The sequence below is a fragment of the Methylophaga marina genome, from assembly GCF_030296755.1.
Taxonomy (GTDB): Bacteria; Pseudomonadota; Gammaproteobacteria; order Nitrosococcales; family Methylophagaceae; genus Methylophaga; species Methylophaga marina.
Genome location: NZ_AP027741.1, coordinates 802,808 through 819,449, shown reverse-complemented (window position 1 = coordinate 819,449; position 16,642 = coordinate 802,808). Strand labels below are relative to the sequence as shown.

General features: G+C 43.2%; 16 protein-coding genes and 1 pseudogene. 15 read left to right on the top strand and 2 right to left on the bottom strand.

Going from position 1 to position 16,642, the window contains the following annotated elements; genetic code table 11:
* Positions 1-99 precede the first annotated feature (99 nt).
* From tsf to lpxA, 12 genes and pseudogenes are all read left to right on the top strand, one after another.
* The gene (tsf, locus tag QUE24_RS04145; protein WP_286305390.1) at positions 100-981 is read left to right on the top strand and encodes a translation elongation factor Ts; all 882 of its coding nucleotides are present in this window, start codon (positions 100-102) and stop codon (positions 979-981) included.
* Between the two features lie 3 nt (positions 982-984).
* A complete protein-coding gene (pyrH, locus tag QUE24_RS04140; protein ID WP_286305389.1) occupies positions 985-1,710 on the top strand; it encodes a UMP kinase in 726 nt (241 codons plus the stop codon).
* Positions 1,711-1,718: 8 nt separating this feature from the next.
* Positions 1,719-2,275 (top strand): annotated as a pseudogene (frr, locus tag QUE24_RS04135) (ribosome recycling factor).
* A gap of 33 nt (positions 2,276-2,308) precedes the next feature.
* The gene (gene uppS, locus QUE24_RS04130; protein WP_286305388.1) at positions 2,309-3,052 is read left to right on the top strand and encodes an undecaprenyl pyrophosphate synthase; all 744 of its coding nucleotides are present in this window, start codon (positions 2,309-2,311) and stop codon (positions 3,050-3,052) included.
* Positions 3,045-3,872, top strand: coding sequence for a phosphatidate cytidylyltransferase (locus QUE24_RS04125; protein WP_286305387.1), 828 nt, complete (start codon positions 3,045-3,047; stop codon positions 3,870-3,872). Before uppS ends, QUE24_RS04125 begins: the two co-directional genes overlap by 8 nt.
* Positions 3,873-5,060: a 1-deoxy-D-xylulose-5-phosphate reductoisomerase gene (gene ispC, locus QUE24_RS04120; RefSeq protein ID WP_286305386.1), complete on the top strand. Its 1,188-nt coding sequence runs from the start codon at positions 3,873-3,875 to the stop codon at positions 5,058-5,060.
* Positions 5,048-6,385, top strand: a complete 1,338-nt coding sequence (gene rseP / locus QUE24_RS04115) for an RIP metalloprotease RseP (RefSeq protein ID WP_286305385.1) — start codon at positions 5,048-5,050, stop codon at positions 6,383-6,385. Before ispC ends, rseP begins: the two co-directional genes overlap by 13 nt.
* A 58-nt stretch (positions 6,386-6,443) precedes the next feature.
* Positions 6,444-8,720 carry an outer membrane protein assembly factor BamA gene (bamA, locus tag QUE24_RS04110; protein WP_286305384.1) on the top strand — a complete coding sequence of 759 codons (2,277 nt, stop codon included), beginning with the start codon at positions 6,444-6,446 and terminating at the stop codon, positions 8,718-8,720.
* Positions 8,721-8,739: 19 nt separating this feature from the next.
* A complete protein-coding gene (locus tag QUE24_RS04105) occupies positions 8,740-9,246 on the top strand; it encodes an OmpH/Skp family outer membrane protein (protein WP_286305383.1) in 507 nt (168 codons plus the stop codon).
* A gap of 9 nt (positions 9,247-9,255) precedes the next feature.
* Positions 9,256-10,272 (top strand): UDP-3-O-(3-hydroxymyristoyl)glucosamine N-acyltransferase, encoded by a 1,017-nt coding sequence (gene lpxD / locus QUE24_RS04100; protein ID WP_286305382.1) that lies wholly within the window; start codon positions 9,256-9,258, stop codon positions 10,270-10,272.
* Positions 10,273-10,359: 87 nt separating this feature from the next.
* Positions 10,360-10,809, top strand: a complete 450-nt coding sequence (gene fabZ, locus QUE24_RS04095) for a 3-hydroxyacyl-ACP dehydratase FabZ (RefSeq protein WP_286305381.1) — start codon at positions 10,360-10,362, stop codon at positions 10,807-10,809.
* Positions 10,806-11,576: an acyl-ACP--UDP-N-acetylglucosamine O-acyltransferase gene (lpxA, locus tag QUE24_RS04090; RefSeq protein WP_286305380.1), complete on the top strand. Its 771-nt coding sequence runs from the start codon at positions 10,806-10,808 to the stop codon at positions 11,574-11,576. Before fabZ ends, lpxA begins: the two co-directional genes overlap by 4 nt.
* Before the next feature lie 30 nt (positions 11,577-11,606).
* Here lpxA and QUE24_RS04085 read toward each other — a convergent pair whose 3' ends face one another.
* A complete protein-coding gene (locus tag QUE24_RS04085; protein ID WP_286305379.1) occupies positions 11,607-12,791 on the bottom strand; it encodes an ammonium transporter in 1,185 nt (394 codons plus the stop codon).
* A 288-nt stretch (positions 12,792-13,079) separates the two neighbouring features.
* On the opposite strand from QUE24_RS04085, the gene QUE24_RS04080 reads away from it, so the two are divergent.
* Genes QUE24_RS04080 through der form a run of 3 tightly spaced genes read left to right on the top strand, consistent with a single transcriptional unit; the run spans position 13,080 to position 16,286 of the window.
* A complete protein-coding gene (locus QUE24_RS04080; RefSeq protein ID WP_286305378.1) occupies positions 13,080-13,721 on the top strand; it encodes a YfgM family protein in 642 nt (213 codons plus the stop codon).
* On the top strand, positions 13,711-14,883 hold the full coding sequence (gene bamB / locus QUE24_RS04075; protein WP_286305377.1) for an outer membrane protein assembly factor BamB: 1,173 nt from the start codon (positions 13,711-13,713) through the stop codon (positions 14,881-14,883). The genes QUE24_RS04080 and bamB overlap by 11 nt, the downstream gene beginning before the upstream one ends.
* Positions 14,880-16,286, top strand: coding sequence for a ribosome biogenesis GTPase Der (der, locus tag QUE24_RS04070; protein WP_286305376.1), 1,407 nt, complete (start codon positions 14,880-14,882; stop codon positions 16,284-16,286). The genes bamB and der overlap by 4 nt, the downstream gene beginning before the upstream one ends.
* Here der and QUE24_RS04065 read toward each other — a convergent pair.
* Positions 16,283-16,621 (bottom strand): hypothetical protein, encoded by a 339-nt coding sequence (locus tag QUE24_RS04065; protein WP_286305375.1) that lies wholly within the window; start codon positions 16,619-16,621, stop codon positions 16,283-16,285. The two genes, der and QUE24_RS04065, sit on opposite strands and share 4 nt — an antisense overlap.
* Positions 16,622-16,642: the final 21 nt, after the last annotated feature.

Here is a 16,642-nt window from a genome sequence, read left to right as displayed (position 1 = left end):
CTAGTTTAATTCAGCAGGCTCGCCCGTGGGTGGGCCTGTGTTGTATATGAGCTCAGTGATGAGCATTCATAAAACAATCAGATTAAAAGGGTTAGAGCAATGGCAATTACTGCAGCTTTAGTAAAAGAACTACGTGAGCGTACAGGCTCAGGCATGATGGAGTGCAAAAAAGCACTCGTCGAAGCAAACGGTGACATCGAAGTCGCTATCGAAGAAATGCGTAAATCAGGTTTGGCAAAAGCGGATAAAAAAGCAGATCGCATTACCGCTGAAGGTATCATTGCTATCGAGACAAGTGCTGATAACAAACATGCCATTATGCTGGAAGTGAATTCAGAAACTGACTTCGTAGCCAAAGCAGACGATTTTGTTAACTTCGTTTCTGCAGTAGCGAAAAAAGCGCTGGAAGCACAACCTGCCGATCTGGACGCGTTAAAACAATTAACACTGGATTCTGGTGAAACTGTTGAAACTGTGCGTCAGGCACTGGTAGCTAAAATTGGCGAAAACATTCAAGTTCGTCGTTTCACTGCATTAAACACTGAAGATGGCATCATTGGTTTCTATCGTCATGGTGACCGCATCGGTACTATGGTTCAGTTAACTGGTGGCAACGAAGAATTAGCTAAAGATTTAGCTATGCACGTTGCAGCGAATCGTCCACAAGCCATTTCTCCAGATGAGTTATCTCAAGAACTGCTGGATAAAGAACGTGATATCGTGGCAACTCAAGCACGTGATAGCGGTAAACCTGAAAACATCATAGAAAAAATGATTGAAGGCCGTATGGCGAAGTTTGTTAACGAAATTAGCCTGGTTGGCCAACCATTTGTTAAAGATCCAGACGTGACAGTTGAAAAACTGATCAAACAAGCAGGCGCTTCAATTGATGCTTTTGAGTTCTTTGAAGTGGGTGAAGGTATTGAAAAAGCAGAAGATAATTTTGCTGAAGAAGTTATGGCTCAAGCCAGAGGGAAGTAATTTATGACACAAACGGGAAGTCAGCCAGTTTTTAAGCGTGTCTTGCTCAAACTGAGTGGCGAGGCATTGATGGGGGATGCGGAGTATGGCATCCAGCCAGAAGTGATTTCCCGTTTTGCCAAAGAGATATCTGAGCTGAGCGCGCAAGGCGTTCAGCTCGGTGTCGTCATCGGTGGCGGAAATATATTCCGTGGTGCTGGTCTCGCCGCTAGTGGTATGGACCGTGTCAGTGCCGATCACATGGGCATGTTAGCGACAGTGATGAATGCCTTGGCATTACAAGATGCTTTGGAGCGAAACGGTACTTTCTGTCGTGTCATGTCAGCTATCAGAATTCATGAGGTCTGCGAAGATTATTTACGCCGTCGTGCCATCAGACATCTTGAGAAAGGGCGTGTAGTTATTTTCGCTGCCGGAACGGGCAATCCTTTTTTCACGACTGATTCAGCAGCGAGTTTACGTGCTGTGGAGATCGGTGCTGAACTGATGTTAAAAGCGACGCAGGTTGATGGTGTTTATAATGCTGATCCGAATAAAGACCCAAATGCCGTTCGTTATGATGAACTCAGTTATGATGAAGTCATCAATAACCGTCTTGCTGTGATGGATACGACAGCTGTTGTGATGTGTCAGGAGCAAAAAATACCTTTACGTGTTTTTGACGTACACAAAGAAGGTAATCTGACAAAAATTATCTACGGCGAAGAAGTTGGAACATTAGTCAAATAGGATTGAATATGATTGAAGATATCAAGAAAGATGCTGCTGATCGTATGAAAAAAGTGTTGCTGCACTGAATACAGCAATGGCAAAAATTCGTGCAGGACGTGCTCACACTAGCTTGTTGGACCATTTGCATGTCTCTTATTATGGTTCTGATGTGCCATTGAGCCAAGTGGCGAATGTGGGTGTTGAAGACTCAAGAACATTAACGGTAACTCCATGGGAGAAAGATATGGTGTCTGTCGTTGAAAAGGCCATCATGACATCTGATCTGGGTGTTAATCCAAACAGTGCCGGCATGACTATTAGGATTCCCATTCCTCCTTTAACGGAAGAACGCCGTCGTGACCTAGTTAAAGTGGCAAAAAATGAAGCTGAAAATGCACGTATCGCTGTTCGTAACATTCGCCGTGATGCTAACAGCACGCTAAAAGATCTACTGAAAGAAAAAGAGATTTCTGAAGACGAGCAACGTGGCGCTGAAGAAGATATTCAGAAGCTCACTGATGCAACCATCAAGCAAATTGATGATGTGCTTGCAGAAAAAGAAACGGACTTAATGGAAGTGTAACCGGCTGGTTATGCTCTCATTGACCACCTCTGAATGAACCCTCAGAAAGAGAATATTCCTAAGCATATCGCCATTATCATGGATGGTAATGGTCGTTGGGCAAAACGCCGTTTACAACCACGTTTTATGGGGCACCGGGCAGGTGTGAAAACGGTGGCTGAAATAGTGAAACGCTGTGCCGAACTTGGTGTCGAAGTGCTCAGTTTATTTGCCTTTAGCAGTGAAAACTGGCGTAGACCAGGTAAAGAAGTGTCACTGCTTATGGAATTATTTAGTCACGCCCTCGACAATCAAGTCAAAAAGTTACACGAGAATAATATTAGATTGTGCATTATTGGCGACGTCGATAAATTTTCTCCCGTATTACAGCAGAAAATAGTCGATGCACAGTCACTCACACAAAATAATACGGGACTGATAGTCAACATCGCTGCAAACTATGGTGGGCGTTGGGATATCACACAATCCGTTCGTCAGCTTGCAAAAAAGGTGGCTGCTGGTGAATTAGACCCTGACGATATTAACGAAGACGATATCAGTTCATCACTATCAACCGCTGAACTCCCCGAACCAGATTTATTTATCCGCACTGGCGGAGAACAGCGCGTCAGTAATTTCCTGTTATGGCAAATGGCCTATACAGAGTTTTTCTTCACAGATGTATTGTGGCCCGAGTTCGATAAAAAACAATTAGATGTGGCTATCAGCTCATTTAGTCAGCGTGAAAGACGTTTTGGTCGTACTTCTGAACAGTTGCAAGGTCAATCGGATGCTTAAACAACGTTTAATCACAGCAGCCATTTTAATTCCCCTGGTCGTTTGGGCTATTTTTGCCAGTTCCTTAGTGACATTTACTACACTTATCGCTGCCGTAGCCATACTGGCTGCTTGGGAGTGGCATCAAATGATAGGGATAAAAAGCCCGACAATGCGTGTGATGCTGGTGATAGACCTGATTGTTGTATTGTATTTGGCCATTACACAAATTAATCCATATTTTGTGATCAGCATTGGCATTATTATTTGGCTTTTAGCGACATTAACCATACTCGCCTATTCAAATAACTCTCTGTCTGAACGGTTATCCTATTTATTCAAGAATAAAATTTTTGGTGCGATTAGCAGTATTCTGATACTCACTGTATTTGTTGTCTCTGCTGTCACATTGAAAACCTTTAGTGAAACCGGTGCTTTTCTCTTCTTTTTTGTCATGGTGACAGTGTGGTTAGCAGATACCGGTGGTTATTTTGCTGGTAAACGCTTTGGTCAACATGCGTTGGCACGATCCGTTAGTCCGAACAAAACATGGGAAGGTGTCGCGGGTGCCATTGTGCTTGCTTCAATATGGGCAGCTGCCTTTTATTCAGTAACATCACCTTCGACAATCACGTGGTTTGAATGGATGTTAATTTCTATCGCCACGGTGGCTTCATCCATTATCGGTGACTTATTTGAAAGCCTCTACAAACGTGCCTTTTCTGTTAAAGATAGCGGGAATTTACTACCAGGACATGGTGGTATATTAGACAGAATTGATAGTCTTTTAGCTGCAGTGCCTATCTTCACTTTCCTGATATTAATCATGGGTAGTGTCTAGATGAAATCAGTGACGATTCTTGGTTCTACTGGTTCCATTGGTTTGAGCACATTGGACGTGTTGAGTCTTCATCCTGAAAAATTCAAAGTCTATGCATTAACAGCCAATCAATCTGTTGAAACTATGTTGCAGCAATGTCTGCAGTTTCAACCTGAAATTGCTGTGATGTTAGATGCCAAAGCTGCAGACAAACTGGCTGAAGCGCTTCGTAAAGAAGGCTGTAATACAGTTGTAAAAAGTGGCACCCAGTCACTGGAAGATGTTTCGTCATCATCCAGAACCGATATCGTCGTTGCGGCAATCGTGGGTGCTGCTGGCTTATTACCCACTCTTGCCGCTGCCAAAGCGGGCAAGCGAATCTTACTGGCCAACAAAGAAGCATTGGTCATGAGTGGTGCCTTGTTTATGAAAACTGTGGCAGAAAACGGCGCAACTCTTCTCCCCGTTGATAGTGAACATAATGCCATCTGGCAATGCCTGCCCGTAGCAAACACGCAGCATCATGATTTCAACGGCAAAGGGGTAAGGAAGATAATTCTTACGGCTTCAGGTGGGCCTTTCAGAGACTATGAGCTGGATAAATTAGAAGAGGTGACACCAGAACAAGCTGTTGCTCATCCTAATTGGTCCATGGGGCAAAAAATTTCCGTCGACTCAGCGACTATGATGAATAAAGGTCTTGAGGTGATTGAGGCCCATTGGTTATTTGGCTTACAAAGCCAACAAATCGAAGTCGTGTTACACAGACAGAGTGTTATCCACTCAATGGTGGATTATGAGGATGGCTCGGTTTTAGCTCAGATGGGCAATCCGGATATGCGGACTCCTATTACGAATACCTTATCGTGGCCAGAGCGAATCGCCTCTGGTGTGGCACCATTAGACTTAGTGAAAGTAGGCCGGCTTGATTTTAGTGAAGCTGATTTTTCACGTTTTCCTTGTTTACGTTTAGCCTATAAAGCATTAAACGATGGTGGTACGGCTACAGCTATTTTGAATGCTGCCAATGAAGTAGCAGTGCAAGCCTTTTTGGATGAGCAGATACGGTTTACTGAGATTGCGAAAATTATTGAAGACGTTTTAACCGAGCTACCTATTCATGAGGCTTCATCACTCGAACAAATCCTGGCAGATGACGCTGCCGCAAGAGACTTGGCTATGAGCAAGATAGGTTTATGCACTCACTAATCTTCTTTTTAATCGCTTTAGCCATCCTGATTATCATTCATGAATATGGTCATTTCTGGGTAGCAAGACGCTGCGGCGTCAAAGTGCTACGGTTTTCGGTGGGCTTTGGTAAACCTATCTGGCAAAAAGTGGGTAAAGATGGCACTGAGTATGTGTTAGCGCCTATTCCGATGGGCGGTTATGTCAAAATGCTAGATGAACGGGAAATGCCGGTAAGTGAAGAGCAAGCTCAATTTGCATTTAACCGTCAGTCTTTGGCAAAAAGAGTGGCTATCGTCTCTGCTGGCCCTATAGCCAACCTCATTTTTGCCATACTGGCTTATTGGATGTTGTTTGTCGTTGGTGTATCTGGAATTAAACCCATCATTGATGATGTGCATCCAGCCTCAATCGCCGCTCAGGCGGGTCTCAATCCGAGTGATGAAATTTTACAGGTGGATGGTAAACGAACTCCAACCTGGAATAGTGTTTATAAGGCACTCATTCAAAAAGCAGAATATGGTGAACGAACTGAGATTTTAGTACTGACGTCAGGCATTGAGCAGCAATATGCTTTAGTCATACCTCAAGTCAGTATTGATCAAGCAAGTAGTATTTTGGACAAAATAGGTATTGAGCCTTTGCGTCCAGCTATTAAACCGGTACTGGGTGAAATTGTGCCTGACTCACCAGCCCAAAAAGCCGGGTTAAAAGTGGGGGATGTTCTCCTGTCCTCACAGCAACAAACCATTGATAACTGGTCGAAATGGGTTGAATTGATCCAAGCAAGTGCTGGTAAAGAGTGGAATATTGAAATTCAACGTAATGAGCAACGCTTAACTCTCACATTAACACCACAAGCTGGTGATGATGGAAAAGGACGAATCGGTGCCGCGGTCGATGCAAGTCAGAGCACGATACCTCAGGAGCTTCAAGCGGAATTAAGTTATGGCCCTGTTGAAGCGGTTTGGCAAGCGGTGATACAAACTTGGGATTTTTCTTCTTCGACGCTGAAAAGTTTATGGGGAATGATCACCGGGAAAGTCTCAACCGATAATCTTGGCGGGCCGATTAGTATTGCACAAATTGCAGGTAGCTCGGCCGAGCAGGGTGTGACCTCATTTATCAGTTTTCTTGCCATGATAAGTATTACACTTGGCATATTGAACCTTTTACCTATCCCAATGCTTGATGGTGGACATCTCGCCATGTTTGCAGTGGAGGCTGTCAGAGGTAAACCAATCTCTGAAATAACTCAGATGCAGATACAAAAAGTGGGCTTTTTGATTTTGATTATGGTGATGTTTATTGCCTTTTTTAATGATCTCACAAGAGTGTTTGGATAATCAGATTAATTGCAGGTACACTTACTCTTTCGTCGACGGATAGTTATTGCTGATAACAATGAATAAATTACTGCCTATACTCCTGTTTTTGTCTTTTATCTCAGTCGCAAAGGCTGAGTCCTTTACCATCGAAGATATTCGTATAGAAGGATTGCAGCGGATTTCTGCTGGTACAGTCTTTAACTATCTCCCTGTGAAAGTAGGGGATACGATGACGGATAATGATGCAAAAGGCATTATTCGCTCATTGTTTAAGTCTAAATATTTCAATGATGTTGAAGTAGAAAGACAAGACGGTGTATTAGTTATCAAAGTCAAAGAACGTCCAGCCATATCCAGTATCGAACTTGTCGGCAATAAAGACATGGACTCAGCAGAGTTGCTGAAGTCGCTTCGGGAAATCGGTTTTGGTGAAGGCCAGGTTTTTGAGCAAGCCATGCTAGAGCGTGTAGAGCTTGAACTTGAGCGTCAATATTTCAGTCGAGGCAAATACGGTGTGGCGATTAGTTCTGAGGTAACACCGTTATCACGAAATCGTGTAGCTATTCGTATCACGATGGCAGAAGGCGTGGTGGCGACTATCAATGATATTAACATTGTTGGTAATCATGCTTTTGATGATGAAGAGCTGATGACAGATTTTCAGACCACAACCGGTTCATTACTCTCATTCCTGACGAAGGACAATCAATATTCTCGTCAAAAATTATCCGCGGATTTAGAAACCTTACGTTCTTTTTACTTAGATCGTGGTTTTGTGGATTTTACGGTTGAGTCAACTCAAGTCTCTATCAGTGATGATAAGAAACACATGTTCATCACAATCAATATCAGTGAAGGCGAGAAATATAAAATTAACGAAGTGCGATTAGCCGGTAATTTGATCGTACCTGAAGAAGAATTATTTAAGCTGGTTACGATTCGAGAAAACTCGGTGTTTTCACGTAAAGCCATCACTAAGAGTACTGAAAATTTAACTAATCGCTTAGGTAATGATGGCTATGCCTTTGCAAACGTCAACGCGGTGCCTGAGATTGACCGTGAAAAGCGTGAAGTAGATTTGACGTTCTTCGTCGATCCAGGTCGTAGAGCCTACGTCAGACGTATCAATATTTCAGGTAACAGTAAAACACGTGACGAGGTTTTACGTCGTGAATTCCGCCAACAAGAATCTGCATGGATCTCCACAGAAAAGGTAGAGCAGTCTAAGGCCAGGGTGTCACGTCTTGGTTACTTTGAAAATGTGAATGTCGAAACTATTCCGGTGGCTGGTGTACAGGATCAGGTTGATTTAGATTTTGGAGTCACAGAAACACCATCAGGTAGTTTATCTGCCGGTATCGGCTTCTCCCAATCAGATGGTCTGATTTTCAATGCCAATGTGACGCAGAAAAACTTCTTGGGTAGTGGTAAGCACATTCGATTTGGCTTCAATAATAGTAGCATTAACACGATATATAGCTTTGGTTACACCAATCCATTTGTCACAGTCGATGGTATTAGTCAGGGCTTTAATGCTTTCTATCGTGAAACAGATGCTGATGAAGCAAACATAGCAACATATACTCTTGACGCATTCGGTGGGGATATCACTTTCGGTATTCCAATTTCAGAAGAGAATCGTATCAATCTTGGGGTGGGTTATGAACGTACTCAAATTGATCTTCCTTCAGATAACACTATTTCGCGCTATTCTGATTTTATCGATCGTGAAGGTGACACCTTTGATACCGTTACATTAAATCTTGGCTGGTCCAGTGATGACCGTAATAACGCATTATTACCAACAAGTGGTGTGTCGCAAACATTGACAGGTGAGTTTGCTATACCAGGACCATCATTGCAGTACTACAAGCTCAAATACAAAGCGAATGCTTACCATCCGATCAACGACACCTTCACTTTCGCGTTAAGAGGTGAGTTCGGATATGGTGAATCCTATGGTGATACTGAGGAGTTTCCTTTCTTCCAGAACTTCTACGCTGGTGGTATCAGAAGTGTCCGCGGCTTCCAGGCTAATACCTTGGGTGTCAAAGAGGACGATGAACCGTTAGGTGGTAATTTACTGGTTAGCGGTGGTGCGGAAGTTATTTTCCCCGTGCCATTTATGAAAAAAACGTTAAAATCTTTCCGTCTTAGCGCCTTTACTGACTTTGGTAACGTTTATGATGTGGATCAAGATTTTGATGCTGGTTTACTGAGGTATTCAGCAGGTTTGTCCGCTATCTGGATTTCCCCATTTGGTGCAATGTCGTTTAGTATAGCGGCACCGTTGAAGAAAGAAGACGGTGATGAGACTGAAGCATTCCAGTTCTCATTGGGTTCGACGTTTTAATTAATTATTGGAGTTGAGTGTGAAGAATTTGAAGTTTATTTGGCTATTATTTGCATTGTTCATCGCCGCCCCTGCTAGTTATGCAGCAGATTTAAAAATTGGTGTTGTAAATGCAGGCGTGGTGCTTGATAAATCACCACAAAAAGCAGCAGCACTCGCGCGTTTGGAAAAAGAATTCTCCGCAAGAAGTAAATCATTAGAAGCAAAACACAAAGCACTTCGTGCTGCACAAGAAAAATTAAATAAAGACGGGGCTATCCTCAGTGCAGATCAACGTCGTGACAAAGAACGTGATTTATTAAGCGATCAACGTGAACTGCAACGCCTTCAAGATGAGTACAGTGAAGACTTATCGATCCGTCGTAATGAAGAGTTAAGAAAGCTTGAAAAAGACATTGCAGAAACCATTGTCGATCTGGCAAAAAAAGAATCGTATGACATGGTGTTGTATCAAGGTGTCATTTTTGCCAGTGATAAAGTTGACCTGACAAATAAAGTCTTGGAAATGTTGAAAGCTAAAAAATAGAGTACAGTTGTGGGTTTGACACTTGCTCAAATAGCAGAAGAAATCAATGGTAGAGTTATCGGCGATGCTACTTACGAAGTTAGCAGCGTCGGTACTCTATCAAATGCTGAATCATCTCAACTAAGCTTTTTATCTAATTCGAAATATAAAAAGTTTTTAAAACAATCCCAGGCTGGGGCCATCATCGTCTCAAAAGACATGTCCGAATATGTCGTGACAAATGCCATTGAGGTTGATGATCCTTATGTTGCCTATGCCAAAGCAGCTAGTCTTTTACATCCGGTAAAAAAGCACTCTGCTGCCATCCATCCATCTGCAGCCATTGATCCTTCAGCCGAGATAGGTAGCAATGTCAGCATTGGTGCACATGTTGTCATTGAGCCAGGCGTTATCATCAAGGATAACGTAACTATAGGCCCAGGCTGTGTTATTGAGCATGACGTCATTCTTCGAAAAGGCGTAACACTCCGTCCTAATGTGACATTATGTTTTGGTGTGGATATCGGTGAACGTACTATCATCCATCCAGGCGTTGTGATTGGTGCAGACGGTTTTGGTATTGCCAATGATAATGGGCACTGGATTAAGGTGCCTCAGGTTGGGTCAGTTAAAATAGGCAGCGACGTTGAAATCGGCGCTAACACTACGATTGACAGAGGCGCTATCGAAGATACCGTAATAGCAGACGGTGTAAAACTCGATAATCAAATACAAATTGGCCATAACGTGACTATTGGAAAACATTCGGTCATAGCGGGCTGTACAGGAATAGCGGGTAGTACATCTATTGGTGAATATTGTGCGATAGGTGGTGGCACCGGCATGGCTGGACATATCAATATCGCCAATGGAGTGCAGTTGACTGGCATGAGTATGGTGACAAAGTCCATCAATGAAGCAGGTGTCTATTCGTCAGGTATACCGGTTGAGCCAACGAAGCAATGGCATAAAAACGTGATTAGATACCGTCAGATGGATAAATTATTTGATCGTGTGAAACAGCTTGAAGAGCAAGATAAAGACTGATTGCAATGTTGTTTTGCTTTACCAAAGTCTGCTCTCACAGTAACATTGTCGGTCTTTTAAATACAATGATAGTCAAGGGATATTAGCTTGAACACGATTGATATACATGAAATTCAACGCCTGTTACCTCATCGATACCCTTTCTTGTTGATTGACAGGGTTATAGAGTTTACCCCGGGTGAGCGTTTGGTCGGCATTAAAAATGTGACATTTAATGAGCCGCATTTTACAGGTCATTTCCCTCAGCGCGTCATTATGCCTGGTGTATTAATCCTTGAATCCCTTGCGCAAGCGACAGGGTTATTAGCGTTCAAGACAGCGGATCAAATCCGTTCTGATGAAGCATTATACTATCTGGCTGGTATAGATAATGCTCGGTTTAAACGACCTGTTGAACCCGGTGATCAACTTAGACTTGAAGTTAAGTTAGAAAAGAATAAACGTAACCTGTGGAAATTTACGGGCGAAGCGAGTGTTGATGGCGAAGTTGTTGTCAGCGCCGATATCATGTGTGTTAACCAAGAAATGCCAAAGTGATACATCAAACAGCTATCATTGACCCAAGCGCCGTTATCGCTGATAACGTCAAAATTGGTCCTTTTTCTGTTATCGGCCCAAAGGTAGAGATTGGCGAAGGGACTGAAATTGCTTCACATGTCGTTATAAATGGACCAACGAAGATTGGTAAGAATAACCGCATCTTTCAATTTGCTTCTATTGGTGAAGAACCTCAAGATAAAAAATTTCATGGTGAAGACACCACATTAGAGATTGGTGATAACAATCTTATACGTGAGTCCGTCACAATCAACCGTGGCACTGTGCAAGGCGGAGGCGTAACTCGTCTTGGCAGTAACAACTGGATTATGGCTTATGTCCATATCGCTCATGACTGTATTATTGGTAACGATAATATCTTTGCGAATAATGCATCACTTGCCGGTCATGTGATTATCGATGATTTTGTGATTCTGGGTGGTTTTACTTTAATCAGTCAATTTAATTACATGGGATCACATTCCTTCAGTGCTATGGGCAGTGTGATTTCAAGACATGTACCCCCGTATGTGCTGGTCTCTGGTCACATGGCGAAACCCTTTGGCATTAATGTTGAAGGATTACGCAGACGTAATTTTACTGATCTACAAATTAAAAATATTCGACAAGCGTATAAATTTTTATATCGTTCAGGCTTGAAGTTAGAAGAAGCTGAGATACGCATCGAAAACATCAAACAAGAATCAGATGAAATTTCTCTATTATCTGATTTTCTCAAGAACCAGGAGGGTGGCATAATCCGATAACAATCGGATTATGCTTTATTCCATTCTTACTTAGTCATTATTCGGCGTTGCTGTGATTTTGTGGATACTTAAATCTGCACCTTCATATTCTTGTTCTTGAGATAGCCTTAACCCCAAGACGAGTTTAAGCACACCATAAACGGTAAATCCACCAACAAATGCGATAAGTACACCTAATCCAGTGCCAATAAGCTGTGACATCAAACTAACGCCGCCCATACCACCTAAAGCGACTTGACCGAAGATACCAGCTGCAATACCACCCCAAACACCACAAAGACCATGTAAAGGCCACACCCCAAGGACATCATCAATTTTCCATTTGTTTTGTGTGAGTGTGAATGTGAAGACGAATAGTGAACCCGCAACCAAACCTGTCACCAGGGCTCCTAATGGATGCATGATATCTGAACCTGCACATATGGCTACTAAACCTGCAAGAGGTCCATTGTGCACAAAGCCCGGGTCGTTTTTACCCACTAGGCACGAAGCAAGTATGCCGCCAACCATTGCCATAAGTGAATTGATAGCAACCAATCCACTTATTCCATCAATAGCCTGAGCTGACATGACATTAAACCCAAACCAGCCTACAGTAAGAATCCATGCACCCAGTGCCAGAAAAGGGATATTTGAAGGTGGGTGTGCAAATATTTCACCTTTTTTACCATAGCGTCCATGGCGTGGACCGAGGTGCAAGACTGCTGCTAATGCAATCCAGCCGCCCACAGCATGAACAACAATTGAACCAGCGAAATCATGAAAGCCGGCACCATATGTGTTACTCAACCACTCTTGAATACCATATGCACCGTTCCATGAAATGCCTTCGAAGAAAGGATAAATAAAACCAGCAATAAAAAATGTCGCTATGAGTTGAGGGTAAAACTTAGCACGCTCGGCAATGCCACCAGACACAATAGCCGGTATCGCAGCAGCAAAGGTAAGTAGGAAAAAGAATTTAACCAGCCCATAACCATAATTTTCATTCAATGTTGGAGCCGCATCAAAAAAATGTAAATTGTAGGCTATACCGTAACCAATAAAGAAATAAGCGATAGTGGATATGGCAAAATCGACAATAATTTTTACCAGTGCGTTGACCTGATTTTTCTTTCTAACTGTCCCGACTTCTAGAAAAGCAAAGCCAGCGTGCATGGCTAGCACCATTATGGCGCCAAGCAGTATAAACAAAACATCATTTGCGTTATTCACTATCCTATCCCCTCGTTGGTTTAGATATAAAGCACCGAAATAGCAAGAGTCGCACCAAATTAGAAAAAACAATATAAATCAATTGGATGGTTATAATAAATCTACCAGTGTTGGGTTTTATTGATTTAAATTGGTGCAATATTGTTAGCTTTGGCACTACATTGGTGCTTCGCGATATCTCATGGTGCATGTGATTATACGAATTGTTGATCCACAAGCAGCATATAAAAACGTATAATCAACGGCTTTATATAAAGTTGATCAGTAAACCGATGTTGAGGAGACCGCATGGATATCTATGCATCTGATGAAGAAAAAGCAGAAGCAATAAAACAATGGTGGCGTGAAAATGGCCGCTCTGTCTTTATTGGTGTGATACTGGGTATCGCAAGCATTTTTGGTGTACGTTACTGGATGAACTATCAGCAAGTTCAAACTCAGCAAGCGGCTATGATCTACCAGCAAGCGATTGTTTCAGTAAGCAATCAAGATTCTGAAGCTGCTCAAGCCAGCACAGAAAAATTGATGCAGGATAACAAAAATAGTGCTTACGCCGTTTTCGCCGCGCTCCAAATGGCACAAAAAGCGAGTGAAGCAGGTGAGTATGAGAAAGCGAAAGATTACCTGCGTTGGGTGATAACGAATGCAGAGTTATCAAGTCACCAAGCGTTAGCAAAACTACGTTTAGCAAAAGTTGAGTTTGATCATGGGCAATTAGAACAGGCTTTAGAGCAAGTAGCATCCAATGATGTGGAGGCCTTTGACTCACTTTTTGCTGAGCTGGAAGGTGATATTAAATCTGCTCAGGGAGAGCAGCAACAAGCGCAAACAGCGTATCAGAATGCCTTGAAAGGGCTCAATTCTGGTGAACCTAGACATACCCTGATTGAAATGAAATTAGATGATGTGGCCGTAGCACATGAAAGTTAATTTGCGCTTATTAACCATTGGTCTCTCACTCACCGTACTTACTGCATGTAGCACCGTAGGCGATTGGTTCGCAGAAGAATCCTATGAGGAACCACCAGAGCCGTTAACTGAGTTTGCCAGTGAGTTCAATGCCAAAGTCCTATGGGATAAAGGTGTTAATGATGGTGCAGGTGAAAAGAAACTCGATCTGGCATCATGGTGGCAAAATAATAAAATTTTTGCTGTTGATCATGAAGGTGAGGTGAGCGCACTTAATGCTGAAACGGGACGTGAAATCTGGGATGCCGATCTGGATTTTAATGTTGTGACCGGCATTGGTGGTGGTATGGAAGCAGTCTATGTCGGCTCAGATAAAGGTTTGCTGGTTGCTTTGAACGAAGCCGATGGCAAAGAGTTGTGGCGGACACAATTAACTAGTGAAGTGTTGGCTCCGGCGACTTCAGCAAATGGTATTGTTGTGAGCCGTACCTCTGATGGACGTGTCACGGGTATTTCTGCAGATGATGGTAAGGTCATTTGGTCATACCAGCGCGCTGTCCCTTTACTCAGTTTACGTGGTGCCGGAAGACCTGTGATTGCTGGTGATACCGTCATTGCTGGCTATGACAACGGTAAATTGGTCGCCCTGACATTGAACGACGGTAAAGTGATATGGGAAAAGAGTATCGCTATTCCACGTGGCAGAACCGAGCTGGAACGTTTAGTTGATATTGATGCTGACCCGGTAGTGATTGAAGATACTGCCTACGTTGTGACTTACCAGGGACAATTGGCTGCTGTAGATATCAATTCTGGTCGTGTGTCATGGTCACGTGATATGTCATCACAAATCGGGCTGGATGCCGCTTACCGAGACGCTGTATATGTGACAGATGACCAAGGTTATGTCTGGGCTGTCCAGGATGGTAGTGGTGATGCATTGTGGCGTCAGACAAGATTACTTAGACGTCAGGTAACCGCGCCTGCGATTGCGGGTAATTACATTGTCGTAGGTGATTTTGAAGGATATATTCACTGGATAGCGAGAGATGATGGTCGCTTTGTTTCACGTCAGCAACTGAGTGATGGTCCAATTTACAGCAAACCATTAGTTATCAATGGCATTGTCTATGTTACTGCAGCTGATGGCAGTCTTTCCGCTTTGAGAGTACCTGAAAATTGAAACCAGTAATTGCGTTGGTTGGTCGTCCGAATGTCGGCAAATCGACCATATTTAACCGGCTAACAAGAAGCCGTGATGCGCTTGTAGCGGATTACGCTGGTCTGACGCGTGACCGTATCTACGGTACCGCGAAAGAGCCTGGTTATGATTTTATCCTGATTGATACCGGTGGCCTTACCGATCAAACAGACAATATGTCTGATCTTATGCGTAAACAGGCAAAACTGGCGATTGATGAAGCGGATCTCATCTTATTCATCGTCGATGGTCGTGCAGGACTGATGCCTACTGACTCCGATGTCGTCCAGCTTTTACGAAACGACGGCAAACCCGTTTGTCTTGTAATAAATAAAACGGAAGGTGAACGTCGTGAAATTATCTCTGCCGAATTCTATGCACTAGGTCTGGGTGAGCCTCAGGTTATCTCTGCAACTCAGGGCAGAGGTATTGATGCGCTGTTAGCCGAAATCAAAGATCGCATCCCAGCGGTTGAGAAGCTGGAGGCCGATGAACCTGAGCAATTTGATGAGAATGAAATCCGACTGGCAGTGTTGGGCAGACCTAATGTGGGTAAATCTACGCTGATAAACCGTTTGCTAGGTGAAGAGCGCGTGGTGGCATTCGATGAACCTGGCACAACCCGCGACAGTATTCATGTTCCATTTGAAAAAGATGGCGTCAAGTACACATTGATTGATACAGCAGGTGTCAGACGTCGCTCTAAAGTCTCTGAAAAACTTGAAAAGTTCAGTATATTAAAAACTTTACAGGCCTTAGAAGATGCCAATGTAGTGATGCTAGTCCTGGATGCGCATGAAGGCATCGTCGAGCAGGATCTGCATTTAGCAGGACTGATTATTGAAAGTGGGCGTGCTGTCGTTATTGCTGTTAATAAATGGGACGGCCTGGAAAAAAGTGAACGTGAATGGGTAACGACAAATATCGAGCGTCGGTTACCTTTTCTGAATTTTGCCAAAACGCATTTTATTTCAGCATTACATGGCAGTGGTGTCGGCCTCTTATTCAAATCAGTCAGACAAGCATTTCAGTCTGCCATGATAAAAGCCCCTACTTCACGCCTGACTCGGGTATTGGAAGATGCGGTTGCTGATCATCCACCGCCACTGGTCCGAGGTCGTCGTATCAAATTCCGTTATGCTCATCTAGGCGGAAAAAACCCGCCTAGAATCATCATTCATGGAAATCAGACTGAATCAACGCCGAACAGTTATAAACGTTATCTGGAAAATACCTTCAGAGACGTTCTAAAGTTACAGGGCACACCGGTGATGATTGAGTTTAAAACCAGTGACAATCCTTACCGTGATAAAGCCGTTAAAAGTGCGGCACAAAACACACCTCAAAGAAAACAGCGTCCTCCGCGTAAAAGCCGTAAAAGTTAGAGCAATCCGGGGTCATCGCTCATCAGATTTTCGAGACTGTTGAGCTTGTCCCTGATTTTTTCTCGCGTAGCCAATTTCTCGCGCGCAGCGAGAGGCAGATCTGTAAATAATATGACTTGTTTGTCTATCAAGGTATTGATCAAATCTTCCAACACCCGGATCAAAGATAAGTCTGATGCGTTAAGCGCAGACAGACTATCTGCTTTGTTTTCTGATTGTGTTAAATACGCGACCAGTTCGTCAGAGTTTATTGATAGCTTTTCTGTTGCGCCAGCTTGAGGGTTATCGTAAACAGCAATGATGTTAGCTGTTTCATCTCTTTCTACATAAACCATATCTATTCATGACCCCATTAA